This is a genomic window from Sphingomonas sp. MMS12-HWE2-04 (assembly GCF_044881185.1).
GTDB lineage: Bacteria > Pseudomonadota > Alphaproteobacteria > Sphingomonadales > Sphingomonadaceae > Sphingomonas.
On the sequence record NZ_CP173254.1, the window covers coordinates 3,871,501 to 3,896,232 of the forward strand.

The 24,732-nt window shown below is 69.4% G+C and carries 32 protein-coding genes; 27 read left to right on the forward strand and 5 right to left on the reverse strand.

Going from position 1 to position 24,732, the window contains the following annotated elements:
• Window position 1 precedes the first annotated feature (1 nt).
• From fliG to AB2M62_RS18455, 17 genes are read left to right on the forward strand one after another with little or no spacing between them, the layout of a single operon-like run.
• On the forward strand, window positions 2–1,006 hold the full coding sequence (fliG, locus tag AB2M62_RS18375; protein ID WP_404340017.1) for a flagellar motor switch protein FliG: 1,005 nt from the start codon (window positions 2–4) through the stop codon (window positions 1,004–1,006).
• Window positions 999–1,727: a FliH/SctL family protein gene (locus AB2M62_RS18380; protein WP_404336146.1), complete on the forward strand. Its 729-nt coding sequence runs from the start codon at window positions 999–1,001 to the stop codon at window positions 1,725–1,727. Before fliG ends, AB2M62_RS18380 begins: the two co-directional genes overlap by 8 nt.
• Window positions 1,721–3,049: a FliI/YscN family ATPase gene (locus AB2M62_RS18385; RefSeq protein ID WP_404336148.1), complete on the forward strand. Its 1,329-nt coding sequence runs from the start codon at window positions 1,721–1,723 to the stop codon at window positions 3,047–3,049. Before AB2M62_RS18380 ends, AB2M62_RS18385 begins: the two co-directional genes overlap by 7 nt.
• Window positions 3,042–3,470, forward strand: coding sequence for a hypothetical protein (locus AB2M62_RS18390; protein ID WP_404336150.1), 429 nt, complete (start codon window positions 3,042–3,044; stop codon window positions 3,468–3,470). Before AB2M62_RS18385 ends, AB2M62_RS18390 begins: the two co-directional genes overlap by 8 nt.
• Window positions 3,471–3,509: 39 nt before the next feature.
• Entirely contained in the window at window positions 3,510–4,952 is a 1,443-nt protein-coding gene (locus tag AB2M62_RS18395; RefSeq protein WP_404336152.1) for a flagellar hook-length control protein FliK, read from the forward strand.
• A gap of 17 nt (window positions 4,953–4,969) precedes the next feature.
• Window positions 4,970–5,572: a flagellar basal body-associated protein FliL gene (gene fliL, locus AB2M62_RS18400; RefSeq protein WP_404336154.1), complete on the forward strand. Its 603-nt coding sequence runs from the start codon at window positions 4,970–4,972 to the stop codon at window positions 5,570–5,572.
• Between the two features lie 6 nt (window positions 5,573–5,578).
• On the forward strand, window positions 5,579–6,532 hold the full coding sequence (locus tag AB2M62_RS18405) for a flagellar motor switch protein FliM (RefSeq protein ID WP_404336156.1): 954 nt from the start codon (window positions 5,579–5,581) through the stop codon (window positions 6,530–6,532).
• Window positions 6,529–6,828 (forward strand): flagellar motor switch protein FliN, encoded by a 300-nt coding sequence (gene fliN, locus AB2M62_RS18410; RefSeq protein WP_404336158.1) that lies wholly within the window; start codon window positions 6,529–6,531, stop codon window positions 6,826–6,828. The genes AB2M62_RS18405 and fliN overlap by 4 nt, the downstream gene beginning before the upstream one ends.
• Window positions 6,825–7,073 carry a flagellar biosynthetic protein FliO gene (locus AB2M62_RS18415; RefSeq protein ID WP_404336160.1) on the forward strand — a complete coding sequence of 83 codons (249 nt, stop codon included), beginning with the start codon at window positions 6,825–6,827 and terminating at the stop codon, window positions 7,071–7,073. The genes fliN and AB2M62_RS18415 overlap by 4 nt, the downstream gene beginning before the upstream one ends.
• Window positions 7,070–7,894 (forward strand): flagellar type III secretion system pore protein FliP, encoded by an 825-nt coding sequence (gene fliP / locus AB2M62_RS18420; RefSeq protein WP_404336162.1) that lies wholly within the window; start codon window positions 7,070–7,072, stop codon window positions 7,892–7,894. The genes AB2M62_RS18415 and fliP overlap by 4 nt, the downstream gene beginning before the upstream one ends.
• A 2-nt stretch (window positions 7,895–7,896) precedes the next feature.
• Entirely contained in the window at window positions 7,897–8,166 is a 270-nt protein-coding gene (gene fliQ / locus AB2M62_RS18425) for a flagellar biosynthesis protein FliQ (RefSeq protein ID WP_404336164.1), read from the forward strand.
• A gap of 7 nt (window positions 8,167–8,173) precedes the next feature.
• Window positions 8,174–8,944: a flagellar biosynthetic protein FliR gene (gene fliR / locus AB2M62_RS18430; protein WP_404336166.1), complete on the forward strand. Its 771-nt coding sequence runs from the start codon at window positions 8,174–8,176 to the stop codon at window positions 8,942–8,944.
• Window positions 8,944–10,080, forward strand: coding sequence for a flagellar biosynthesis protein FlhB (locus tag AB2M62_RS18435; RefSeq protein WP_404336167.1), 1,137 nt, complete (start codon window positions 8,944–8,946; stop codon window positions 10,078–10,080). The genes fliR and AB2M62_RS18435 overlap by 1 nt, the downstream gene beginning before the upstream one ends.
• A gap of 41 nt (window positions 10,081–10,121) precedes the next feature.
• Window positions 10,122–11,552, forward strand: coding sequence for a flagellar filament capping protein FliD (gene fliD, locus AB2M62_RS18440; protein ID WP_404336168.1), 1,431 nt, complete (start codon window positions 10,122–10,124; stop codon window positions 11,550–11,552).
• Window positions 11,553–11,556: 4 nt separating this feature from the next.
• The gene (gene fliS, locus AB2M62_RS18445; protein ID WP_404336170.1) at window positions 11,557–11,955 is read left to right on the forward strand and encodes a flagellar export chaperone FliS; all 399 of its coding nucleotides are present in this window, start codon (window positions 11,557–11,559) and stop codon (window positions 11,953–11,955) included.
• A 33-nt stretch (window positions 11,956–11,988) separates the two neighbouring features.
• Window positions 11,989–12,525, forward strand: coding sequence for an NADPH-dependent FMN reductase (locus AB2M62_RS18450; RefSeq protein ID WP_404336172.1), 537 nt, complete (start codon window positions 11,989–11,991; stop codon window positions 12,523–12,525).
• 60 nt (window positions 12,526–12,585) lie between these two features.
• A complete protein-coding gene (locus AB2M62_RS18455) occupies window positions 12,586–13,221 on the forward strand; it encodes a response regulator transcription factor (protein ID WP_404336174.1) in 636 nt (211 codons plus the stop codon).
• Here AB2M62_RS18455 and AB2M62_RS18460 read toward each other — a convergent pair.
• From AB2M62_RS18460 to argH, 5 genes are read right to left on the reverse strand one after another with little or no spacing between them, the layout of a single operon-like run.
• Window positions 13,193–14,146 (reverse strand): CorA family divalent cation transporter, encoded by a 954-nt coding sequence (locus AB2M62_RS18460; protein WP_404336176.1) that lies wholly within the window; start codon window positions 14,144–14,146, stop codon window positions 13,193–13,195. The two genes, AB2M62_RS18455 and AB2M62_RS18460, sit on opposite strands and share 29 nt — an antisense overlap.
• Window positions 14,143–14,901: an NAD(P)-dependent oxidoreductase gene (locus AB2M62_RS18465; RefSeq protein WP_404336178.1), complete on the reverse strand. Its 759-nt coding sequence runs from the start codon at window positions 14,899–14,901 to the stop codon at window positions 14,143–14,145. The genes AB2M62_RS18460 and AB2M62_RS18465 overlap by 4 nt, the downstream gene beginning before the upstream one ends.
• On the reverse strand, window positions 14,898–16,157 hold the full coding sequence (lysA, locus tag AB2M62_RS18470) for a diaminopimelate decarboxylase (protein ID WP_404336180.1): 1,260 nt from the start codon (window positions 16,155–16,157) through the stop codon (window positions 14,898–14,900). Before lysA ends, AB2M62_RS18465 begins: the two co-directional genes overlap by 4 nt.
• Window positions 16,139–16,402, reverse strand: coding sequence for a hypothetical protein (locus tag AB2M62_RS18475; RefSeq protein WP_404336182.1), 264 nt, complete (start codon window positions 16,400–16,402; stop codon window positions 16,139–16,141). Before AB2M62_RS18475 ends, lysA begins: the two co-directional genes overlap by 19 nt.
• A complete protein-coding gene (argH, locus tag AB2M62_RS18480) occupies window positions 16,399–17,775 on the reverse strand; it encodes an argininosuccinate lyase (RefSeq protein WP_404336183.1) in 1,377 nt (458 codons plus the stop codon). The genes AB2M62_RS18475 and argH overlap by 4 nt, the downstream gene beginning before the upstream one ends.
• A gap of 16 nt (window positions 17,776–17,791) precedes the next feature.
• Between argH and AB2M62_RS18485 the strand changes: the two genes are divergently transcribed.
• The 10 genes from AB2M62_RS18485 (at window position 17,792) to AB2M62_RS18530 (ending at window position 24,720) form a co-directional block, all read left to right on the forward strand.
• Complete coding sequence (locus tag AB2M62_RS18485; protein WP_404336185.1) at window positions 17,792–18,346, forward strand: TlpA family protein disulfide reductase; 555 nt, start codon at window positions 17,792–17,794, stop codon at window positions 18,344–18,346.
• Window positions 18,347–18,645: 299 nt separating this feature from the next.
• Window positions 18,646–19,191: a hypothetical protein gene (locus tag AB2M62_RS18490; protein ID WP_404336186.1), complete on the forward strand. Its 546-nt coding sequence runs from the start codon at window positions 18,646–18,648 to the stop codon at window positions 19,189–19,191.
• Window positions 19,188–20,546 carry a DNA-packaging protein gene (locus AB2M62_RS18495; RefSeq protein WP_404336188.1) on the forward strand — a complete coding sequence of 453 codons (1,359 nt, stop codon included), beginning with the start codon at window positions 19,188–19,190 and terminating at the stop codon, window positions 20,544–20,546. The genes AB2M62_RS18490 and AB2M62_RS18495 overlap by 4 nt, the downstream gene beginning before the upstream one ends.
• A 66-nt stretch (window positions 20,547–20,612) precedes the next feature.
• Window positions 20,613–21,710: a phage portal protein gene (locus AB2M62_RS18500; RefSeq protein WP_404336190.1), complete on the forward strand. Its 1,098-nt coding sequence runs from the start codon at window positions 20,613–20,615 to the stop codon at window positions 21,708–21,710.
• Complete coding sequence (locus tag AB2M62_RS18505) at window positions 21,707–22,018, forward strand: DUF6127 family protein (RefSeq protein WP_404336191.1); 312 nt, start codon at window positions 21,707–21,709, stop codon at window positions 22,016–22,018. Before AB2M62_RS18500 ends, AB2M62_RS18505 begins: the two co-directional genes overlap by 4 nt.
• The gene (locus AB2M62_RS18510; RefSeq protein WP_404340019.1) at window positions 22,006–22,383 is read left to right on the forward strand and encodes an HK97 family phage prohead protease; all 378 of its coding nucleotides are present in this window, start codon (window positions 22,006–22,008) and stop codon (window positions 22,381–22,383) included. The genes AB2M62_RS18505 and AB2M62_RS18510 overlap by 13 nt, the downstream gene beginning before the upstream one ends.
• Before the next feature lie 73 nt (window positions 22,384–22,456).
• Complete coding sequence (locus AB2M62_RS18515) at window positions 22,457–23,512, forward strand: phage major capsid protein (protein WP_404336193.1); 1,056 nt, start codon at window positions 22,457–22,459, stop codon at window positions 23,510–23,512.
• 67 nt (window positions 23,513–23,579) lie between these two features.
• Window positions 23,580–24,119, forward strand: a complete 540-nt coding sequence (locus AB2M62_RS18520; protein WP_404336194.1) for a hypothetical protein — start codon at window positions 23,580–23,582, stop codon at window positions 24,117–24,119.
• Window positions 24,116–24,322 (forward strand): hypothetical protein, encoded by a 207-nt coding sequence (locus AB2M62_RS18525; RefSeq protein ID WP_404336195.1) that lies wholly within the window; start codon window positions 24,116–24,118, stop codon window positions 24,320–24,322. Before AB2M62_RS18520 ends, AB2M62_RS18525 begins: the two co-directional genes overlap by 4 nt.
• Window positions 24,319–24,720 (forward strand): DUF3168 domain-containing protein, encoded by a 402-nt coding sequence (locus AB2M62_RS18530; protein ID WP_404336197.1) that lies wholly within the window; start codon window positions 24,319–24,321, stop codon window positions 24,718–24,720. The genes AB2M62_RS18525 and AB2M62_RS18530 overlap by 4 nt, the downstream gene beginning before the upstream one ends.
• Window positions 24,721–24,732: the final 12 nt, after the last annotated feature.

Here is a 24,732-nt window from a genome sequence, read left to right on the forward strand (position 1 = left end):
GATGGTGCGAAGCTTCAGCGGGGTCGAGCGCGCCGCGGTGCTGATGATGCTCGTCGGCGAGGAGGAGGCCGCCGCCATCCTCCAGAAGCTCGAGCCCGACGAAGTGCGCGCGCTGGGCAAGGCGATGTTCACCGTCGCCGATGTCGGCGAGAGCGAAGTCGGCCAGGTGCTCGACGATTTCGTCACCAAGGCGCGCGAGCGCAGTTCGGTGACCTTCGATCCGGCGCCGCAGATCCAGGGGATCATGCACCGCGCGCTCGGCGCCGAACGCGCCGAAGGCGTGCTCGCGCGGATCATGCCGCCGCGCGCCGGCGCGGGGATCGAGATGCTCGACTGGTTCGAGCCCGACGAGATCGCCGCGATGGTCGAGGCCGAGCATCCGCAGATCGCCGCGGTGCTGCTCGTCCAGCTCGATTCCGAAGTCGCTGCCAAGGTGTTCGAGCATCTGCCCGAGGCCTTGCAGCCGCAGATCCTGCGCCGCGTCGCGCGGCTCGGCCCGGTCTCCGCCGAGGCGATCGAGACGCTGAAGGACATGCTCAACGCCCGCGCCAAGACCGCGCGGCGATCGGTGTCGCACCAGTTCGGCGGCACGCGCGAGGCTGCCAAGATCCTGTCGGGCGCGCGCAAGCGCACCGAGCAGCGGGTGATGCCCAAGCTCGCCAAGATCGACCGCGACGTCGCCAAGGCGATCGAGGAGGCGATGTTCGTTTTCGACAATCTGCTCGAGCTCGACGACAAGAACCTCTCGACGCTGATCCGCAGCATCGACAGCGACGTGCTGGTCAAGGCGCTCAAGGGCGTCGAGGAATCGGTGCGCAGCCGCTTCCTGGGCTGCATGTCGAGCCGCGCCGCCGACGGCATCCGCGACGAGATGGAAGGCCGCGGCCCGATGAAGCTCGCCGATGTGCTCGATGCGCAGAAGACGATGATCGGCGTCGCGCGCGCGCTGGTCAAGGACGGCACGCTGCAGATGCCGGGCAAGGGCGGCGAGGACGACTATGTCTGATTTCGCCCCCGGCTTCGCCGCGCGCCAGCACGGCGCCGAACAGCATCTCGCGCGCACCTTCGGCGACCCGGGCGGGTTCGCGCCCGATCTGGTGCGCTTCGCGCGCCGCGGCGGCTTCGAGGAGCCGGTGCCGGCATCGCCGCGCCATTTCTCGCCCGCCGATCGCGGCACCAACCCGACCGAGGGCTGGGATCCGTTCGCCGCCGAGGTCCAGCCCGAGACCAATGATTTCGTCGATCCGGTCGCCGCCGCGCATGCCGCCGGGGTGATCGAGGGCCGCGCCGCGCTGCGCGCCGAGATCGAGGCCGCCCGGGCAGAGGAGACCGGCCTTGCCGACCAGCTGACCCAGGCGCTCGCCGCCGGCAGCTATTTCGATCGCGAGAAGATCGCCGAGCATCTGCGCCAGACCGTGCTCCACCTCGTCACCCGGATGATCGGCGAGGCCGGGATTTCCGGCGATATCCTCGGCCAGCGTATCGACGCTGCGGTCAAGCTGCTCGCCGACAGCGGCGAATTGGCGCTGCTCCGCCTCCATCCCGACGATCTGCCGCTGGTCGAAGGCAAGCTGCCCGGCACGCTGTTCGCGATCGCCGACCTCAAGCTCACGCGCGGCAGCTTCGTGATCGAAAGCGCCTCGACGATCGTCGAGGACGGCCCCGATCTGTGGCTCGAGCAGCTCGCCCAGGCGATCGATCGCGTCCCCCTGCCGCCGTTATGTTGAACCGCTTCACCGAACATTATCTCGACCAGCTCGGCCGCGGCGATTTCGCGCCGCGCGCCAAGGTCTCGGGCCGCCTCTCTTCCTATGACGGGCTGCTGATGGAGGCAGTGGGCCTCTCGCTCCCGGTCGGCACGGTCTGCGCGATCGGCAGCGGCGAGAGCCGGGTCGAGGCCGAAGTGATCGGCTTTCGCGGCGGACGGACCTTGATGATGAACCTGGGCGGCCCCGCCGCCCTGCTCCCCAACGCGCCGGTGCGCCCGGTCGGCCCTCCGGGCGAAGCCGAAGTGGGCGCCGCCTTGCTCGGCCGCGTCGTCGACGGCGCCGGCAGGCCGATCGACGGGCTCGGGCCCGTGCGCGGCGCCGGGCGCTGGCCGCTCGCCGGCAAGCTCCAGTCGCCGCTCGACCGGGGCCGCGTGCTCCAGCCGCTCGACGTCGGGGTGCGCGCGATCAACGGGCTGCTGACCATCGGCCAGGGCCAGCGCGTCGGCATCATGGCGGGATCGGGCGTCGGCAAATCGGTGCTGCTCGGGATGATCGTCCGCGCCGCGCAGGCCGAGGTGATCGTCATCGGGCTGATCGGCGAGCGATCGCGCGAAGTCGCCGATTTTCTCGAGACCAAGGTCGCCGGCGAAGCGCGCGCGCGCTCGGTCGTGGTCGCGGTCCCCGCCAATCATTCGCCGGTGCTGCGCATTCGCGGCGCCTTGCGCGCGACTGCGATCGCCGAAGCCTTCCGCGCCGAGGGCAAGAACGTGCTGCTGATCATGGATTCGCTCACGCGCGTCGCGCATGCCGGCCGCGAGATCGGGCTGGCGCTCGGCGAGCCGGCCAGCGCGCGCGGCTATCCGCCCTCGGCCATTGCGATGCTGCCCAGCCTGATCGAACGCGCCGGCACCGACGTGCACAGCGGCGGATCGATCACCGCGATCTACACCGTGCTTGCCGATGGCGACGACGGCAACGATCCGGTGGTCGATTCGGCGCGCTCGATCCTCGACGGCCATATCGTGCTGTCGCGCGCGCTCGCCGAGCGCGGCATCTATCCGGCGATCGATCTCGGCCCTTCGGTCAGCCGAGTGATGACCGACATTGCCGAGCGCCCACACCTTGCCGCCGCACGCGTGCTGCGCCGGCATCTCGCCACCTATGAGGAAAATCGCGATCTCGTGCTGATGGGCGCCTATCGCCCCGGCGCCGACCCCGAGATCGACGCGGCGATCGCCTGCCACCCGGCGGTAATGGAATATATCCGCCAGGGCTCGGACGAAGTCGTCCCCCTCGCCGATGCCGTCGCCGAGCTGACCGGCGTGTTCGGCGATGGCTAGATCGGCGAAGAAGCTGGGCCGCCTGCTGCGCGTGCGAACGCTCCAGCTCGACCAGGTTCGCGCCGACGAGGTCCGTGCCCGGCTGAAAGTGGATGCCGAACAGGGTTTGCGCGCGCGCATCGCCGGGCTCGCCGCGCATGCCACGCCCAGCGCCGACGCAGCGCCGACGCTCGCCACCAGCTTCATCGCCGCCGCTTATTATCGCGAACGCCTCCACCAATCGGCGCACGCCGCCGAGCGCCGCGTCGCCGTCGCCGAACAGGGCCTCGAAGCCGCGCGCACTGCCACGCGCGAGGCCCGCCGCGACCAGAGCGCGATCGAAAAGCTGCTCGCCCGCGCCGAGCAGGAAGCCGCACGCAAGGCGGTGCGCGAGCTCGAGGCGCTGCCGCCGACCGGACGAAATCGGCACGATCCTTGCTGAGAACGCGGGCGAAGCAATTTTCGCCAGGGTTTTCGTCGCTTGATCCAGCTTTCGACCATTGCCAAACTCCCGCACGGGGCCGTCCGCCCGGCGCTGCTCGCGGGCGCCAGCCCGGCGAGCTTCGCGCTGACGCTCGGCGCGACGACGCTCGCCGACCCCGCCGCGCCGGCCGAAGCGGCGGCAATCCTGCTTCCCCAGCGGCAAGCCGATGCCGAGCCCGGCAAATTCTTGCCGGCCACGTCCGAAGGCGAGACGCCGGACGCTGCTCCGCCCGAGAAGGACGCGCAGGACGCCGATCCGGACGCCGGGGCGCTCGCTTATGCCTGGTTCCCGATCGTGCAGCCGGTCCTGCCGACGGCTGAACCCGCCGCTGCATCCGGCCCAACAGAGCCGCCGATCGCCATCAACGGCAAGCCCGCCCCGCTCCTGCCCGAAGCCGCCGCGCCGCCCATGCCGGTCGCGCAGCAAGCGCAGCAAGCGGAAGTGGCCGGTTCCGAAGCAACCGCGATTGCGGTGCCACTCGCACTCCGGGCGACCGCACCTGCCGCGTCGCAGGGCTCCGTTGCACCGCCGCTACCAGGCGCGGCGCAGTCCGTGACTCCGCCCTCCGCCCCGCCGCAACCCGCCCCGCTGCCGCCTGTCGCGGCGCCCACGCCTGCCCTCGTCGCAAGCGACACGCCGCCGCAGCGGCCGGCCGTGGCCACTTTGGGCGCCGCGACGGACGCGCCGACACCGCTGGTCGCCCCGCCGCAACCCGCCCCGCCACATCCCGCCCCTGCACCGCTCCTGGCGGCGGCGCCGCTATCCGCCACGGATTTGCCGCTCGCCGCGCAGCCGAGCGCACCCGTCGCCGCCGAGCCGCGACAGCCCCAGCCGGCCGCCACCGCGGTGCCCGCGCCGGTCGCCGCCGCCGCGCCGGCGCCCGAGCCGCTGGTCCGCGCCGCCGCGATCGAACAGGCCTTCACCCTTGTCGCCGAGCCGCCGCGCGCGCCGCGCCGCGAAGCGCTGCGCGACATCGCGCCCGCCGCCCTCGCCACTGCGGAAGCGCCGCGCGTCCATGTCGCGCCCGCCGCGCAGGCGGGCGACGCGATGCTCGACCTGCGCCGCCGCGAATGGGCCGGGCAGATGGTCGAGCAGATCGAGGCGCTGCGCGATGCTGCGCCGACCCGCGAGACGCGCATCCGCCTCGCCCCCGAGGCGCTCGGCACCGTCGACGTGTCGATCCGCCACGAGGGCGACCGCGTCCATGTCCATTTCGCCACCGAGACCCCGGCCGCGCGCCAGGCGATCGCCGAAGCGCAGCCGCGCCTCGCGGAGATCGCGGAAGCGCGCGGGCTCAAGCTCGGCCAGACCAGCGTCGACACCGGCAGTGCGGGCCAAGGCTCGAACCCGCAAGGCCAGGGCCAGCGCGCCGCGCTGCCCCGCGCCCCCGCGCGCGCCGTGCCCGGCGACACCACCGACACCGATGACCGCATCGCCTGAGATCGAAGGAGACCAAGATGAGCGAAGCTGAAAAGAAGAAGGCCGGCGGCAAGGGCAAGCTGCTCCTGCTGATCGGCGCGCCAGTGCTGCTGCTCGGCGCGGGCGGCGGCGGCGCGCTCTACGCCGTCAAGTCCGGGCTGTTCAACGCCGCCCATGCCGAGACCGCCTCGACCGAGCCGCGCCTGCTCCCCAAGGAGGAGGAAAAGCGCGCCTCGATGAAGGCCGAAGGCGGGCATGGCGAGGAAGCCGCAGCCGAGGAATCGCACGGCATGGCCACGCCCAAGGGCGAAGGCGGCGACAAATATGCCTCGAGCTATTATCCGCTCGAAAAGGAGTTCACGTCGAACCTGCAGGACAGCGTTCACTTCATCCAGGTCGGCATCGCCGTCTCGACGCCGTATGACGAACGCGTCCTCGAAAACATCAAGACCCATGAGATCGCGATCCGATCGCAGGTGCTGATGGCGCTAGGCGAGACGACCGAAGACGAGGTCTTCACGGCACAGGGCAAGCGCCAGATCCAGGATCGCCTGGTCAAGGCGGTCAACGCCGTACTGAAGCAGAAAGAAGGTTTCGGAGGCGTAAGTAACGTCTACTTTACCAATTTCATTGTTCAGTGAACGGGCATGGTTAACAGCCCTTCACAGACATTGGCCGCCGAGAAGCAGGCCGAACGGCGGGAACGGCCCCGCGCCGGCGCAGAGCATGCGCCTGCGCTCGGCGCGTCGAACCTCAATCCGTTCGGCGATCTCGTCACGCTGCAGCATCTCAGTGCGCGGCTGGCCAAGTCGCTGAAGGGCGTTTTCGAGACGATGCTGCGCCGCGAGCTGCGCTGCTTCGCCGAGCCGATCGCAGTCCAGCGCTTTGCCGATTATCGCGCCGAGCGCGGCGTGAAGCCTTCGGCATGGCAGCCGCTGGCGATGGGCACGGCCCGGGCCCGCGCGCAGCTCGTCCTGGGGGCAGGCCTCGTCCATGAAATGCTCGATGCGTTCTTCGGCGGCGACGGCGAAGCGCCGCAGCCGCTGCCCACCGAGTTCAGCCCTGCTGCCGAAGCGCTGGTCCAGCGCCTCGCCGCGTCGATCGCCGCCCCGCTCGACGCCGCCTGGGAACCGATCGCGCCGATCGCGTTCAAGCCGGTGGCGGCGAACATCGCGATGCCCGATCTTCACGGCGACGAGGCCGTGGTCGTCACTCGCTTCGGTTTCGCCGAGGGCGAGCGCAAGCCGGTGTTCGTCGATCTTCTCTATCCGGTCGCCTGCCTCAAGCCGCACGGCGCCGCGCTCAGTCCCAAGGTCCACGGCCCCGTCGCCGAGGTCGAGCCGCAATGGCGCAGCGGCCTCACGCGCGCAGTGATGAACGTGCGCTTCCCCATTCGCTCGGTCCTTGCCGAGCCGGTGCTGCCGCTCGGCCGCCTGCTCGAGCTCAAGGAAGGCGATGTCATTCCCATCGATTTCGGCCCCGAAGTCCCGGTGATGGTGGCTGCACGCCGCCTCGGCACCGGCCAGGTCGGCGCCGCCAATGGCCGCGCCGCAGTCCGGCTGACCCAACTCGAACCGCTCAGCGAAGAGGATTTCCGATGAACGACATGACCGGCGCATTCGCGCTCGACACCTCGGTCGCGGCGAATTTCCGCCTGCTCCAGGATGTCGACGTCAAGCTGACGGTCGAGATCGGCTCGACCACCCTGTCGCTGCGCGAGTTGCTCGCGCTTGGCGAGGAAAGCGTGATCGAGCTCGATCGCGACGCCAACGAGCTGCTCGACATCTTCGTCAACGGCACGCTGATCGGCCGCGGCGAAGTCGTCACCGTCGGCGAGAAGTTCGGCATCCGCATGACCGAGCTGGTCAGCCCCGAGAAGCGGTCGCTGCGCGCATGATGTGGTCGTACATTCTCAAGCTGGTCATCCTGTTGCCGCTCGTCTGCGGGCTGCTGATCGGCTGCCTCTATGCGTGGCGCAAGCTCGAGGCGCGGCTGCCCAAGAACCAGGGCACGCGGATGGTCCAGGTCAAGGAGACGATGATGCTCTCGCCCGGGCTGCGGCTTGCGGTGGTCGAGTTCGAAGGCAAGAAGCTGCTCGTCTCGGTGAGCCGTAGCGGCGTCAACCTGGTCGACAAGGCATGATCGCCGCGCTCGCCCAACCGCCGCGCACGATCGGAGGACGCGCCGCGCTGTTCGTCGGGCTGCTCGCCTTCCTGATCCTGTTCGCCGGGCCCGCCTTCGCCCAGGCCGTGCCGGTGCCCGCGCCGGTGGCGACGCCGGGCGTCGGCGATGCCGTCGATCGCGCGCTGGGCGATCTGGGTGGCGGCAATGCGCCGCTCAGCCTGTCGCTCCAGGTCCTCATCATCATGGGCCTGCTCACCGTGCTGCCGGGCATCCTGCTGATGATGACCAGCTTCACGCGGATCATCATCGTGCTTTCGGTGCTGCGCCAGGCGCTCGGTCTCCAGCAGACCCCGCCCAACCAGGTGCTGATCGGGCTGTCGCTGTTCCTCAGCTTCTTCGTGATGTCGCCGGTGATCAGCCAGGCCAACAAGACCGCGATCCAGCCCTATGCCGCCGGCCAGATCAGCGCGACCCAGATGATCGAGGGCACCGGCGCCGCGCTCCACGGTTTCATGGTCAAGCAGACGCGCAACCGCGACGTGAAGATGTTCGCCGATATGGGCCATGCCGGCCCCTTCGCCAGCCCCGCCGACGTGCCCTTCTCGGTGCTGCTCCCCGCCTTCGTCACCAGCGAACTCAAGACCGCCTTCCAGATCGGCTTCCTGATCTTTTTGCCCTTCATCGTCATCGACCTCGTCGTCGCGACGGTGCTGATGAGCCTGGGTATGATGATGATGTCGCCCACCATCATTTCGCTCCCCTTCAAGCTGCTGCTCTTCGTCCTGGTCGACGGCTGGGCGCTGACGATGGGGTCGCTTGCCTCGAGCTTTGCGAGTTAGCCATGGACGCCGATTATTTCCTCACCGTCGCCCGCGAGGCGATGTGGATCATGGCGCTCGCCTCGGCGCCGATCCTGATCCCGGCTTTGCTCTCGGGGTTGATCCTGGGCATGGTCCAGGCCGCGACGTCGATCCAGGAGCAGACGCTCACCTTCGTGCCCAAGCTGATCGTCGTGGCGATCAGCCTGGTGATCTTCGGCGGCATGATCCTGGGGCTGATCGGCGACTTCACCACCAGCATCTTCGAACGCATCCCGGACCTGGTGAAGTAAGCCGGGGATGATGGGCTTCGGCCTCTCGATCGAGCCGCAGCTCTGGACGCTGCTGTTCGCGATGGTGCGGATCGGCGCGGCGTTCGTCGCGGCGCCGGTGTTCAGCGCGGTCTCGATCCCGCTGCCCGCGCGGATCGCGCTGTCGGGGGCGATCGGCGTGCTGGTGATCAACACCACCCATATCGTGCCGCCACCGCAGATCTTCGCGCTGACCACCTTCCTCGCGGTCGCCGCCGAGGCACTGATCGGGCTCGCGCTCGGCTTCGTCCTCCAGATCGCCTTCGCCGCGCCGCTGGTCGCCAGCGAAGTGATCGGCATGGGCATGGGGCTGGGTTTCGCCAATGCGGTCGATCCGACCAGCGGCCATTCGACCCCCGCGCTCGGCCAGTTCCTGTCGCTGCTGCTCACCTTGCTGTTCCTCGCGGTCGACGGGCACCTCGTCCTCGTCGATCTGGTCGTGCGCAGCTATGAGACGCTGCCGCCCGGCGCATGGCTGGCGCCCGAGCGGCTGCTCAATATCGCGCTGTTCGGCGGCTATGTGTTCCTCGCCGGGCTGCTGCTCGCGCTGCCGGTCGGCTTCCTGCTGCTGTGCCTCAACGTCATCGTCGGCATGCTCAGCCGCGCGGCGCCCGCGCTCAACCTGTTCGCGATCGGCCTGCCCGCCAGCCTCGCCATGGGCGTGGTCGCGATCCTGCTCGCGCTGCCGGCGATGGGCGATTACCTGCTCGTCATCATCCGCGAAGGCCTCGCCGCCGCGCCCAGCCTGGTGCTCGGCTGATGGCGGAGAGCGCCGGCGAACGGACCGAAGCGCCAACCGCCAAGCGCAAGCGCAAGGCGACGGAAGAAGGCCAGATCCTCCGATCGCGGGACTTCGCCACCGCGCTGGTGATCCTGGCGGGCTGCGCCTGGATGGCACTGCTCGGCCCGTCGCTGCTGCGCGCGTGCCGCGAGATCATGGTCGCCAGCTTCGCCTTCACCCACGCCGATATCGAGGATTTCGAGCCGTGGCGGCCGCTGATGGCAGCGGGCTGGAAGCTCGCCCCCTCGATCGGCGCGCTGTTCGCGCTCAGCCTGATCGTCACCGTGCTCGGCCAGGCCGGCTTGAGCGGGCTCGGCTGGAACAACAAGAATTTCCTGCCCAAGGGATCGCGGGTCGATCCGGCCGCGGGGCTCAAGCGGATCTTCGGCTCGAATGGCTGGATCGAGCTCGGCAAGTCGCTGCTCAAGGTGCTGCTGCTCGGCAGCATCGGCGCGTGGCTGCTCTGGTCGCTCACCGCCAAGTCGCTCGGCCTGGTCGCTTCCGATCTGCACGGCGCGATCGGGGCGATCGGCGGCGAGTTCGTCACCCTGCTGTTCGTGATGGGGGGCGGGCTGCTGCTGATCGCCGGCATCGACCTGCCGATCCAGATCTTCCGCCACATGGCGCAGCTGCGCATGACCAAGCAGGAAGTGAAGGAAGAGCACAAGGAAAGCGAAGGCTCGCCCGAACTCAAGGCCGCGCTGCGCCAGCGCCAGCACGAGATTTTGAAGGGCGGTTTCCGCAAGACCGTCGGCACCGCGCATGTCGTGCTCACCAACCCGACGCATTTCGCCGTGGCGCTGCGCTATGATCGCGGCAAGGACCAGGTGCCGGTGGTGGTCGCCAAGGGCCGCGGCGCCACGGCGCTGGCGATCCGCGAGCTGGCCGCCGAATTCGCCGTGCCGGTGCTCGAATATCCGCAGCTCGCCCGCGCCGTCTATTACACCAGCCGCGAGAACCAGGAGGTTCGCGATGACCTCTACCAGGCGATCGCGGTCGTCCTTGCGTTCGTGTTCGGGGTCAACAAGCGCGCCGGCGCGCACCAGCCCTCGATCAGCGTCCCCAAGACGGCATGGTTCGACGAAAACGGCCAAAAACTGGAGCGCTGGCCCTAAAGCCGCATTTGCCGCGGCCGTTAACGAGGCAGGGGGACCGCATGGCCATCGAATTGATTGCAAAGACGCTGGGAACGGGATCGGGGATCGACATCTCCTCGCTCGTCAGCCAGCTCGTTGAGGCGCAGTTCGCCAACAAGAACCAGTCGCTGACCAGCCAGAGCGACAAGCTCACCGCGCAGATTTCCAAGATCAGCGAGCTCAAGAGCGGGATCACCACCTTCTCCAATGCGCTGGCCCAGCGCACCGCCGGCACGACGCTAAGCACGCAGCCGACCAGTTCGCGCACCGACCTGGTCACCGTCACCCGCCTCGCCGGCGCCGACGTTTCCAGCCTTCAGGCAACGATCGAAGTCCGCCAGCTCGCCCAGCAGCAGGTGGCGAGCACCAGCCCCTTTTCCGGCGGATCGTCGAGCGCAGTCGGCACCGGCACGCTGACGCTGACCTTCGGCAATGCCACCGTCAGCGACGGCACGATGACGGGGTTCACCGCAGGGCAGGCTGCGCCGATCGCCATCGAGATCGATTCGGCGCACGCGACTCTGTCGGGGGTCGCCCAGGCGATCAATGCCGCGAACAAGGGCGTCACCGCGTCGATCATCACCGACAGCGATGGCGCGCGGCTGGTGCTCAAGAGCCAGACCGGTGCCTCCCAGGCTTTCGAGCTGCGCGGCAGCGCCGGGCTGGAAGGGCTCGACATCGGCACCGGCACCACCGGCTCGACGATCAACACCACCGCGCAGGACGCGATCGTCGCGCTGGACGGCGTGCCGACGCGCTATCCGATCAACACCATCTCGACGCTGGTCCCCGGCGTGCGGCTCGATCTGGTCGGCGCATCGGCGGGCACCAAGGTGTCGATCGGCGCAAGCCGCCCCACGGACGCGCTCAGCCAGGCGCTGACCGACTTTGTCGACAGCTTCAACGAGATCTACGCCATGGTGAAGGCCGCGGTCGATCCGATCGACGGCGAGCTTCGCGGCGATGCCGGCGCCAAGGATCTGCTGCGCCAGATGCGCGCGCTGACGCTGGTGCCGCTGGTCAAGGACCCCGCCACCGGCCGGCCGAGCACGCTCGCCGACATCGGCGTCGCCACCCAGCGCGACGGCACGCTGAAGATCGACAGTAGCCGCGTCACCAAGGTGCTGCAGACCTACCCCGCCGATTTCGAGGCGATGTTCGCCAGCGGCGCCGGCATCACCGCGGCGCTCGCCAAGATCGTCACCAGCGCGACCGGGACGATCACCGTCAACGGCGTCAACGAACCCGCCGGGCTTGGCGCGAGCCAGGCGAATTACACCAAGGCGCAGACCAAGCTCGAGCGTCAGCAGGAAGACATCGCCGTCAAGACCGAGCAGGTGCGCACGCGGATGACCCAGCAGTTCGCCGCGATGGATTCGAAGGTGGCGGCATATAAGTCGACGCAAAGCTTCCTCGAGCAGCAGATCGCCGCGTGGAATTCGCAGGATTGATGCAGTGACCCGCTATGCCACCGCTCTCGCCCGCAACCCGGCAGCGACCTATCGGCAGATCGACCTTGCCGGACGCACCAGCGGCGCCGACGCGCACGCCCTGGTCGGGCTGCTCTACGCAGAGGGCGTCGCCGCGCTGCGTGCAGCAGCCTGCGCAGTGGAAACGCGGCAATATGCGATCAAGAGCGAGCGCCTCTCGCGCGCCACGGCGATCCTGTTCGCGCTGGAGGCTGGGCTCGATTTCGAGCGTGGCGGAGACGTTTCGCGCACGCTCGCAACCTTCTATCACGGCCTGCGCGAACAGGTGCTGCGAGTCAGCCTGGGCAATGATCCCCAACCTTTTCGGGACGCCGCGGACAGCCTGGAGGAAATCGGAAACGCCTGGGCCAGCGTGCGCGGCTAGCATCGCGCCCGTCTTTGGGTTAGCGGGTGCGCCATGAAAGCACCCCATGTCGTCGCCCTGGGCGGAACCTTGCGGGCCGAATCGACGACGGGCAGGTTGCTTGCCGCGGCGCTCGATCGTGCGGCCGCCCGCGGCGCACGCACCACCTTGCTCACCGGCGATGCGATCGCCTTCCCGCATTACGAGCCGGGCAATGCCGAGCGCGATCCGGCGATCGGCCATTATCTGGATACGCTGCGCAGCGCAGACGCCGTGATCGTCGGCTCGCCGGGCTATCACGGCACGCTTTCCGGGCTGGTCAAGACCGCGCTCGACTATGTCGAGCAACTGCGCGGCGACGAGCGCGTCTATTTCGATGGGCTGCCCGTGGGGCTGATCGCCACCGCGGCGGGATGGCAGGCGGCGGTATCGACGCTGCAGGCGCTCCGCACGATCACCCATTCGCTGCGCGGCTGGCCCACGCCGATGGGGCTTGCCGTCAACACCGCCGAGCCCGGCGACGCGGTCGAGCGCTGCAACGGCCCGATGGATGTGATGATCGGCCAAATTTTCGATTTTCTGGATCGCTGACTCGGGCTTAGCGCTTTCGTAAGGGCTTTTACCTAACCTTCGCTCAATTCGGGGGTGGGAATGGATCACAGCAACGCCCAGGCTGCACCGGGACTTCGCCGACGCGCGATCTCGAGCATCCTGGCAGCCGGCGAGGACCGTGCCGGGCTCGCTGCGCTGGCGCAGCGGCTGGGCAGCCTGGGCTATCTCGTCGTGCTCGCCCATTCGGGGGCGCAGGCGCTCGAGCTGATTTCGGCGCGGGGGTTCGATCTCGTCGTACTCGATGCGCGCATGCCCCAGGTCTCGGGCCAGCACGTCCTCAAGGAAGTGCGCAGCGCGCGCGACACGGTGGACCTGCCGCTGCTCCTCATCGTCGACAAGGGTGCGCAGGATTCGATGATCGAGGCGCTTGCCAATGGTGCCGACGATTGCCTGATGCGACCGTTCGAATTCGCCGAGCTGGCGGTCCGCATCGAGCGTACGCTGATACGCGCCCGCAGGATCGACGCGCTCAAGCGCGCGAACCTCGCTTTGGATGCGCGGATCGCGGCACGCGCGATCGAACTGGGCGAAACGCGCAGCGAGCTCGCCCGCGCCCATGCCGATCGCAACCGGCTGCTTACCGCACTCCAGACGGTGCACGAGCACCTCGAGCGCGACCATGTCGGCAGCGCCGCGCTGGACGCACTCAGCGATCGAACCAGTGTCGCTGGATGAAATAGCCCGCGATCAGCAACGCCATCGCCGCGCTCACCCCGACGACGCCCCAAAATGCCCAGGGCTCGTGCGCATAGGGTATCCCGTCGACATTCATCCCCAGCAGGCCGGTCAGGAAGGTGAGCGGCAGGAACACCATCGCGACGATCGCGATGATCAACGAGCGCTGGTCCAGCTGCTCGGCGCGCAGATCGGTGAGCGTCTCATGGGTGAGCGCGGCGCGTTCGCGGATCGCCTCGAGCTCCTCGGCCATGCGCGCGGCACGATCGGCTGCTGCGGCGAGATGCAGGCGATCGTCATCGCGCAACCAATCGTTCGGCAAGGTCGACAAGCGTTCGAGCGCCGAGCGCTGCGGGAACAGAAAGCGGCGATAGCCGATTGCGGCGACCCGCGCGCGATTGACGATCCGGCGCAGCTCGAAGACGTGGTGCGCGCCGATCTGCTCCTCGCAATCGTCGAGCGAATCGCCGAGCTGAGCGACGACGGGGTCGAGTTCCTCGGTGATCTGCAGCGCGATCGCCGCGATCAGATCGCCGGGATCGAGGATCTTGCCGGCCTCAAGATCCGCCCGCACCGGGCCCAGCGCGTTGAGCGGCTTGCGCGTGACCGAGAACACGCAGCCGGCATGCGCATAGATGCGGATCGAGGCGAGCAGGTCCGAAACGTCCAGCTGCTCCGACGAGAGGCCGCGCAGGTTGATCACGGCGCCCTCTCCCACGGGATCGCAGCGCGGGCGCGTCTCGGCGGCAGTCAGCGCCTCGATGACATAGGGCGAGAGCTTGGCCTCGCCGCCGAGCCAGAGCTGGGCGCGCTCGTCATTGGTGGTGAGGTGGATCCAGGCGAGGTCGGCTTTCTGCTCCAGCGCCTGGCGGAGCGGCAGCATCTCGGCCTTGCCGGCGCGGACGACATAGGCAAAGCCGCTCATGCGCCAAATCCCAGGTCGACGGAAATGCCGCCGCCCGGATCGGCGGGCGCGGCGTCGCAGGCGACGCGGGGAGCGTCGGCGCGGGCACGGTTCAGAATGGCTTGCGGCACGTGCGGACGATGAAAGACCCGCTCGGCGAGCGCAAGCGCGCGGGCTTCGCGCAGCGTGAGATCGTCGGGGTCGTTCGAGCGCAGCGCGATGCGCACGAATTGCCGGGCGGGGGCATCGGCCGATGCGAGCCAGCGCGCGACGGCACCCGGCGCATGATCGGCGAGCGGATCCAGCGGCCCGCCAAAAGCGGCGCCGATCGCGCGGCGGCGTTCGCCGCCATCGGGCCAGCGCTTTCGGATGTGCGCGCGGGCGGCAGCAAGGTCGTTGGCAAGCGCACCGAGCCCGGCCGGCACCAGCCGCTCGAGCCGCTGGCGCAACGCCGCGGCGAGCCCGGCCGAGACTCCGTTGGTGCCGATAGCGACGAGGACGGGATCGCGCTCGACGATCGCCGGCAGCGTGAAGTCGCAAAGATCGGGCCTGTCGACGGCGTTGACCAATATGCCCCGCGCGCGCAGCCGCGCCACCGCGTCATCGGGATCGGCCAGCGCGACGATGGCGAGCGCCGCCTGCGCCTGCTCGTCGACGATCCCGGCGCCTGCACGTTCGAGCAGCCGGCGCTTGGCCTCCGCGGCTTCGCCCTCGCCGAGCAGGATCACCGGGCGCCCCGCCAGCCGCACGAACAAGGGCAGGGCGGCGAGGCTCATTGGAGCCAGGCGGGAACGTGTTCTTCGGCCATGATCGTCTCGGCCGAGATCCGCCCTGCGACGACTTCATACCGGTCGCCATGGACGAGCACTTCGGGGACTAGCGGCCGGCTGTTATAAGTGCTCGCCATCGTCGCGCCATAGGCGCCGGCGCTGCGCAGGATCGCGAGGTCGCCCGATCGGACCAGGTCGATCTCGCGGCCCTTTGCGAAGACGTCGCTGCTTTCGCACACCGGGCCCGCGACATTGGCGACGAACTTGGCGCCGCTCGGGCGCACGGCTTCGAAATCATGATAGGCGTCGTAGAGCGCGACGCGGGCGAGATCGTTCATCGCCGAATCGACGATCACCCAGGGATTGATACCCCCCGGCTTCACCCACAGAACCTCAGTCAGCAGCACGCCGGCATTGGCCGAGATGACGCGGCCGGGCTCGAACATCAATTCGACGTCCCAGTCGCGCGTCACCCGCTCGACCATCGCGCCGAAATCGGCGGGCGAGGGCGGGTTGTCGCTGGCGCGATAGGGCACGCCGAGCCCGCCGCCGAGATCGACATGGCTGACCGTGTGACCGGCACCGCGCAGCTCACGGACGAGTTCGCCGACGCGCTCGAAGGCGCGTTCGAGCGGTTCGAGGCTCTGGAGCTGGCTGCCGATATGCACCGCGACGCCGCGCAGGTTCAGCCCGGGCAGCGGCGCGAGCCGATCGAAGATCGCTTTGGCCTCGTGGATCGGCAGGCCGAACTTATTCTCGGCCTTGCCGGTCGAGATCTTCTCGTGGGTGCCGGCATCGACATCCGGGTTGACGCGGAGCGTCGCCGGCGCGCGCTGGCCGCGGGCGGCGGCGAGCGCAGACAAGACGACGCCTTCTTCCTCGAGCTCGAGGTTGAACTGGCCGATACCGACCTGGAGACCCTGTTCGAGCTCGGCGCGGGTCTTGCCGACGCCCGAGAAAACCACATCGCTCGCCGGGATACCCGCGGCAAGCGCGCGCGCCAGTTCGCCGCCGGATACGACATCGGCGCCGAAGCCTTCATTGGCGAGCAGGCGGAGCACGGCGAGATTGGGGTTGGCCTTGACCGCGAAGGCGACATGCTTGCGCTTGAGGCCGGCCAGCCCGTCGCGGAAGACGCGGGCGTGGCGCTGGAAGGTCGCCGTCGAATAGACATAGACCGGCGTACCGACTTCGGCGGCGATCCGCGCAAGCGGGACGTTTTCGACGTGCAGTTCGCCGTCGATCAGAGTGAAATGGTCCATCGTGTTCCGTCAGTTTGGCGGCAGGTCATATTTGTCGCTGCGACGCTCATCCGAACTCTGGATGAGATCGTCGCTGCGGCCGGGGCGCGTCTGGGGGGCGGCTTGAGCAGATCGTCCGCCGCGGGCGTCGCCGTCGCGCCATAGGGCGCGGTGGGCAATGCCTGACCCTGGGGCGGCGTCAGTGGCCCACGCGCCCCGCACGCGGAGAGCGGCACCAGCGCGGCGATCAGCAGGATGCGTTTCATACTTCCTCCTCGCGGCCTGCCCGCGCCGCAGCGATCGCCGCACGCACCCGGGCCGGCGCCGTGCCGCCGAAACTCGTGCGGCTGTTGACCGACGCGTCGACGCTCAGAACGCCATAGACGCGATCGTCGATCCGCGCATCGATTTCGCGCAGCGTCTCGATCGGCAATTGATCCAGCCGGGTGCCCGCGGATTCGGCGGCGGCGACGGCGCGCCCGGTGATGTGGTGCGCCTCGCGGAACGGCACACCGGCCTCGCGGACGAGCCAGTCGGCAAGGTCGGTCGCAGTGGCGAAGCCGCTTTCGGCAAGGCCGCGCATGCGATCGGTGCGGAAGGTCGCGCTTTCGACCATCCCGGTCATCGCGGCGATGCACAGCCCCAAAAGGTCATGCGCCTCGAACACCGGCGGCTTGTCGTCCTGCATGTCCTTCGAATAGGCGAGCGGCAGGCCCTTCATCGTGATCATCAGCGAAACGAGCGCGCCGGTGATCCGCCCCGAATGGCCGCGCACCAGCTCGGCCGCATCGGGATTGCGCTTCTGCGGCATGATCGAGCTGCCGGTCGACCATTGATCCGAGAGGCTGACGAAGCCGAAGGGCTGGCTCGCCCAGATCACGAATTCCTCGGCCAGGCGGCTGAGGTGCAGGCTGCACTGCGCCGCCGCCGTGAGATATTCGATCGCGAAGTCGCGGTCCGACACCGAATCGAGCGAATTGCGCGTCGGCCCATCGAAGCCGAGCGCCTTTGCGGTGGCGTCGCGATCGAGCGGGAAGCCGGTGCCGGCCAGCGCAGCCGAACCGAGCGGACACAGGTTGAGGCGCGCGCGGGCGTCGCGGAAGCGCGAGCGATCGCGGTCGATCATCTCGAAATAGGCCATCAGATGATGGCCGAGCGTCACCGGCTGGGCGCTCTGGAGATGCGTGAAGCCGGGCATCACGCTTGCGGCATGCTCGTCAGCGCGGGCGAGCAGCGCATCCTGGAACAGCGCGAGCGCGGCATCGGCCTGGTCGATCGCGTCGCGCACCCAGAGGCGGAAATCGGTCGCGACCTGATCGTTGCGCGAGCGCGCAGTATGGAGACGCCCCGCGGTCGGCCCGATCGCTTCGGCGAGCTTCGACTCGGACACCATATGAATGTCCTCGAGCGCGAGATCGTCGGGCACGCCTTGCGCCGCGAACGCCGCCGCGACCTGATCGAGCCCGGCATCGATCCGCGCCGCATCCTCGGCCGCGACGATGCCCTGTTTGCCGAGCATCGCGACATGCGCCTTCGATCCGCGAATGTCTTGTTGCCACATGCGCTTGTCGAAGGGGATCGAGGCGTTTATCTCCCGCATCACCGCCGAAGGACCTTCGGCGAACCGTCCTCCCCACATGGCATTGGAGCTGTCCTTGCGCTCGGCGATCGGTCTTCTCCTTCTGGGCGCGCTGGCAATCGGGGGGTGCGATAGGCAATCGCAGCCCTCGCAGCAAGCGAACGAAAGCACTGCTGCGCCTGCGGCCGCATCGGGCGGCACGCTCGACCGCAGCCACAAGGGCGAGGCGGCGCCCGATATCGGCTTTACCGACCTCGCGGCCAAGAAGACCAGCCTTGCCGACTTCCGTGGCAAGCCGGTGCTGCTCAACCTGTGGGCGACGTGGTGCGTGCCGTGCATCCGCGAGATGCCGACGCTGGATGCGCTGGCGGGCAAGGCAGGCGGGATCACGGTGATCGCACTGAGCCAGGATTTGAAGGGCGAAGAGAAGGTCGCGCCGTTCTTCGCCAAGGCGAAATACCAGCACCTCAAGCCCTATCTCGACATCGACGCCGCGTTCAGCACGACGATGCAGGCCAACCTGCCGACGACGATCCTCTACGACGCAGCGGGCAAGGAAGTGTGGCGGATGTCGGGCGACTATGACTGGGTGGGGGCACCGGCGGCGGCGTTGATCGCCGAGGCGCGCTAAGGCCTCGGTCCGTGGGCGCCGATGGGTGTCGATAACCAGATCGGTTATTTTCTCTTGACACAGCGTGACGCTCGTGCTAGAGGAAACGGCATGCTCGGAAATTGCGTCTTCGCGGGAAGGACTCGGTGGGGTCTGTGGAGCCGACGGTTGCGGCAGGGCGCTGGCATCGACGCGGTGCGGCTGCGGTATTGAACCAATAGGGTGAACAATCTTCGAGTCGCGGTGCGCGGCTTGCGAGGGGCCGGGTGGCGACACCGCGGCCCTTTTTCGTTGCGAGACATTCTTTGGGAGACAACGCGATGGAATGCATCAGGAGCGGCAAGGGGCGGGTGCTGCAGCGGGCGGCCAAGCGGACGGGCTGGACCCCGGCGAAGCGCCGCAGGTTCCTTTCGATACTCGCGGCGACCTGCAACGTCACGCATGCGCTGCGCGAAGTGGGGGTCGAGGGCAATTCGAGCGTCTATCGCCTGCGCCAGCGCGATCCCGAATTCGCCGCACAATGGCAGCAGGCGCTGGCGATGGGCTATCAGCGGCTCGAAGAGGCGTTGCTGGCCTATGCGATCGCGGCGATCGACTGCCAGATCGAGCCGGCGGACCCTGTGCCGCTCGGCCAGCCTGGCGACCCCGCGGCGGCGACGACGAGCCAGCCGGGCAGCGGGTTGGGACGGCGCCCGGCGCCGGCCGACGTCCAGCTGGCGCTGCTGCTGCTCAACCGCCATCGCGGCACCGTGGACGGCACCCGGCGGCCGCGCGGCTTTCGCCGGCGGGTCAGCCCGGAGGAGACCAACGCCTCGCTGCGCACCAAGCTCGACACCGCCGCGCGCCAGCTGGGCAATCATCGATGACGCGGCGGCGGGGTCGCGCATCGTGCGCGCCCGCCGGCGACCCCGAAGATACCGGCGCGGCGCTGATCGCGCAGCTTGCGCAATTGCCCAAGGCGATGCGCGATCGGCTGCTCGCCGGGCTGCCGGTCAACCAGCAATATGAGCTCAACGAGCGCTGGGCGCAGTGGGCGCAGCACGCCCAGATACCGCCGCCGACGCCGTGGCGGGTGTGGATGCTGCGCGCCGGCCGCGGCTTCGGCAAGACGCGCGCGGGCGCCGAGTGGGTGGCGGAATTCGCGCGCACCCACGCCAAGGCGCGGATCGCACTGGTCGGCGCGACCGCCGACGATGTGTGGCGCGTGATGGTGCACGGATCGAGCGGGCTGCTGGGCGTGCTGCGCGATGGCGAGCGGGCCGACTGGCGGGTGCGCGGCGGGACGATCCGCTTCAACTCGGGCGCGCAGGCCTTTATCTATTCGGCCGAGCGGCCGGACTCGCTGCGCGGGCCCGAGCATCACATCGCCTGGTGCGACGAGATCGCCAAATGGCGGCATGGCGTCGCCACCTGGGACAATCTGATGATGGGGCTGCGGATGGGCGAGCATCCCAAGGCGATGGTGACGACGACGCCGCGCGCGGTGCAGGTGATGCACAGGGTGCGCAAAGCGAAGGACTTTGCCGAGACGACCGGGGCAACGCACGAGAATCCCTATCTGCCGGCGAGCTTCGTCGCGGCGATGCAGGACGATTATGGCGGCACCCGGCTGGGCCGGCAGGAACTGGAAGGCGAGCTGATCGACGATGTCGAGGGCGCATTGTGGCCGCATGCGCTGATCGATGCGCGGCGGGTGGACGAGGCGCCGGCGCTGGCGCGCGTGGTGATCGGCGTCGATCCGCCGGCGAGCGCTGCAGGCGACGCGTGCGGGATCGTCGCGGTGGGGCTGGGCAAGGACGGCTTTGGCTATGTGCTGGCGGATGCCAGCGTGTCGGGGCTCTCGCCCGAGGGCTGGGCCAAGGCCGTGTCGGTGTGTGCGACGCGCTGGAAGGCCGATCGCGTGGTCGCGGAGAAGAACCAGGGCGGCGACATGGTGGAAAGCGTGCTGCTGGGCGCCGATGCCCGGCTGCCGGTGACTTTGGTCCATGCCAGCCGCGGCAAGGCGGCGCGCGCCGAGCCGATCGCGGTGCGGTACGAGGCGGGCAAGGTGTGGCACGCCGGGCGGTTTCCCGAGCTCGAGGCCGAATTGTGCGGGCTGCAAAGGGGCGGGGGCTATCAGGGGCCGGGGCGATCGCCCGACCGGGCCGATGCGCTGGTGTGGGCGCTGCACGAACTGCTGCTGACGCCGCAGCGCGGGGAGCCTGGCGTGGCGATTTTATAAGCGAGCCCGTTGGGGCGCTCCCCTCCCTTGCAGGGAGAGGAATTAGCTATTTGCAGGAGACATCGCATGAGGTGGTTCGGACGCAAGTCCGTGCGCGAAGGCGTGCGGCCGGTGTTGGCGCGCGGCGGGGCGGTGACGCTCGGCGAGTGGCCGCGCAGCTATGAGGCGCAGGTGCGCGACGGCTATTGCCGCAATGCCATCGCCCAGCGCGCGGTGCGGCTGGTGAGCGAAGGCGTGGGGGCGGCGCCGCTTACAGCCTCCGACCCGGCGCTGGTGACGCTGGTCAGCGCGCGCAGCGGCGGGCAGGCGCTGCTCGAGACGCTGAGCGCGCAATTGCTGCTCCACGGCAATGCCTATGCCCAGCTGCTGAGCGACGAAAATGGCTTGCGCGAAGTGTTTGCGCTGCGCCCCGAGCGCGTGACGATCGAGCCTGACGCCGGGGGGTGGCCGCAAGCCTATCGCTACAAGGTGGGCGGGGCGAGCGCGCGGATTGCGGCCGAGGATGCGCGCGGGCGGCCGGCGCTGGTCCATATTCGCGCCTTCCATCCGCTCGACGACCATTATGGGCTGGGCGCGCTCGACGCCGCTTCGGGGCCGATCGCGATCCACAATGCCGCGTCGCGCTGGAACAAGGCACTGCTCGACAATGCGGCGCGGCCTTCGGGCGCGCTGGTTTATGATACCGGCGATGGCGGGGTGCTGAGCCCGGAGCAGTTTGCTCGGCTGAAAGGCGAGATGGAGGCCGGGTTCCAGGGCGCGGCACATGCCGGGCGGCCGATGCTGCTCGACGGTGGGCTCAAATGGCAGAGCATGAGCCTGAGCCCGTCCGAGATGGATTTCGTCGGGCTCAAGGCGGCGAGCGCGCGCGAGATCGCGCTGGCCTTTGGCGTGCCGCCGATGCTGCTCGGGCTGCCGGGCGACAACAGCTACGCCAATTATCGCGAGGCCAATCGCGCGCTGTGGCGGCTGGCGATCCTGCCGGTGGCCGCGAAGATCCTCGACGCGCTGGCGCAGGGGCTGGGCGGCTGGTTTCCGCACGCGGCGCTGGCCGTCGATCTCGACCAGGTGCCGGCATTGGCCGAGGATCGCGCCCAGCTCTGGGCGCAGGTCAGCGCGGCCGACTTCCTTTCCGACGACGAGAAACGGGCGATGGTGGGACTATGAGCAACGATAATGGAATCCTGGCGCAGCTGATCGAGCATGCGCAGGCCGATGGCGCCGACCTCGCGACGCTGCGTGCGATCGCCGAGGAAGCCGGCGAGCTGGGCGCGACGCGCGCGCTGGCGCGGCTGGGGCTGGGCGATGCCGGCGCAGCGAAGGACATGGGCGAGCTGCGCGAGCTGCTCGGCGCGTGGCGCGACGCCAAAAGATCGGCGCTGAAAGCCGCGTTCGGCTGGGTCGGGCGGATGCTGGGGGCGCTGGTGCTCGTCGGGCTGGCGGTCAAGCTGGGCTTTCCGGGCTGGCTCAAGTGACGCGGTTCGCGGGCTATGCCGCGGTGTTCGACGCCGTCGATCGCGGCGGCGATGTGGTGCGGCGGGGCGCGTTCGGGCGGCCGGGCGCAGTGCCGCTGCTGTGGCAGCACGGCGGCAAGCCGGTGGGAACGATCGAGGCGATCGGCGAGGACAGCCGGGGCCTGCGCGTGGTCGGCCGCGTCGATGCGCCCGAACTGGCGCGCGCGGTGGCGGCGGGGGCGGTGACCGGCCTGTCGTTCGGATACCGGGTGCGCGATGCCAAAGCGGGCCGGGTGCGCGAGATCACCGGGCTCGACCTGGTCGAAGTGAGCCTGGTCGCGCAGCCGATGCAGCCGCTCGCGCGGATTCACGCGGTCGACGACTGACGGCAGCAGACGAATTTCTTGGCCCGGCGGGATCCTCCCGCGCGGGCCCTTTTGGCGTGGACGGGAGAATGACATGATCGAAGTGAAGGCAGACGGGCTCGCGGAGAGCTTCGCGGCGGTGGAGCATGCGGGGCTGCCGCCGGTGCGGCCAATGCTCGCCGGGGCGCGGCCGGGAAGCGGCGCGTTCGACGGCTATCTGCGCTCGGGCGCGGGGGCGATGGAAATGAAGGCAGTGAGCGGCGTGAGCGACGCCACCGGCGGCGTGGCGATCCCCGAGGAGATCGACGCGCGGATCGACGTGACGCTCAAGGCGATCTCGCCGATCCGGAGCATCGCCAATGTCGTCAAGGTGGGGACCAGCGGCTATCGCAAGCTGGTCGCCAGCGGCGGTTTCGCCAGCGGCTGGGCGGCGGAGACCGCCGCGCGCGACGAGACCGCGACGCCGGTGTTCAACGAAATCGCGCCGCCGATGGGCGATCTCTACGCCAATCCGGCAGCGAGCCAGGCGATGCTCGACGACGGCGCCTTCGATGTCGAGCAGTGGCTGTCGGACGAAATCGCGCGCGAGTTCGCCGCGGCGGAGGGGGCGGCGTTCGTCAACGGCAACGGCACCAGCAAGCCCAAGGGGTTCCTTACGGTGCCGACCGCGACGACGGCGGATGCGACGCGCGCCTTCGGGACGCTGCAATATATCGCGAGCGGCGCGGCGGGGGGCTTTGCGGCGAGCCCCGAAGAGAAGCTGATCGACCTCGTTCAGGCGCTGCGCGCGCCCTATCGCCAGGGGGCGAGCTGGGTGATGAACAGCGCGACGCTGGCGAAGATCCGCAAGTTCAAGACCACCGACGGCGCATTTCTATGGGCGCCGGGGATCGGCGCGGGGCAGCCGGCAACCCTGCTCGGCTATCCGGTGGTCGAGGCCGAGGACATGCCCGACATCGCGGCGAACAGCCTGTCGATCGCGTTCGGCAATTTCCAGGCGGGCTATCTGATCGCCGACCGCAGCGAGACGCAGATCCTGCGCGACCCCTATAGCCACAAGCCGTTCGTCCACTTCTACGCGACCAAGCGGGTGGGCGGCATGGTGACCAATTCGGAGGCGATCAAGCTGATCAAGTTCGCAGCCGCCTGACGGCTGTGGCGGGCGCGGTCTGGTCAGCCGCGCCCGTTCTTCGGTTTCGGGCAACAGGAGGGACGACATGACGACGGCATTTCCGCCGGCGGCGATCGCGGCTGCGCGCGACGCGGCCAAGGCGCATCTGAGGATCGCGGGCGATGGCGAGGACGCGCTGATCGCGCGCCACGCCGCCGCCGCGCTGGAATTGTGCGAGGCGTTCACCGGACGCGCGACGCTGATCCGCGACCGCAGCGACATGGTGGCCGGCAGCGGCTGGCAGCGGCTGGCGGGGGCGCCGGTGGTGGCGATCACCGGCGTGGTGCGAATCGCCGACGACGGCAGCGCAGTGCCGCTGGCGAACGACGGCTATGCGATCGACATCGATGCGGCAGGCGAAGGCCGGGTGCGCATCGCGCGTCCGGGCGGCGACCGCTTCGCAGTGGACTATAGCGCCGGCGTCGCGGCGAGCTGGGAGGCGCTGCCCCCCGCGCTGGCGCAAGGCGTGGTGGTGCTGATCGCGCATCTGTTCGAAGCGCGATCGGTGAGCGCGCCGCCGGCGGCGGTGAGCGCGCTGTGGCGGCCGTGGCGGCGGATGACGCTGGGCGTCGAGGCGCGGGCATGACCGGGCTCGAGGCGCGCGGCGACGCGATCGCCGCGCAGGCAGTGGCGGCGGCGACCGAGAGGCTGGCCGATGCGGCGGAAGCGGCGCTGCCCGGGCTGGCGGTGACCGCCGAGAGCGACCGGGTGGTGATCCGCGGGCGCGGGTTGGCGCGGCGGCTGCTCGCCGATCCGGCGCTGCGCTGGCTGGGAGGGCTGATCCGATGAACGCGCACGCGGCCCTGCAGGCGGGGCTCAAGGCCGCGCTCGACGGGCATGCGCCGCTCAAGGCGGGAGTGACGGCGGTGTTCGATGCGCCGCCGCTGCGTGCCGCCAGGCCCTATGCGCTGCTCGAGGACCCGGTGCTCGCCGATTGGAGCACCAAGGACATGGCCGGGCGCGAGGGGCGGATTGCGGTGCAGCTGTTCGACAGCGGCGAGGCGCCGGTGCGGCTGCGCGGGCTGATCGGCGAGGCCGAGGCGGCGATCGAGGCAGTCGCGCGCGATCTGGGCGGCGGCTGGCGAGTGGTGAGCCTGGGGCTGATCCGGTCGCGGGTGTTCCGCGAAAGCGAAAGCAAATGGGCGGCGATGAGCGAGTGGCGCGTGCGGATGCTGCGCGAGAGCTGAGCGAAGGAGAGA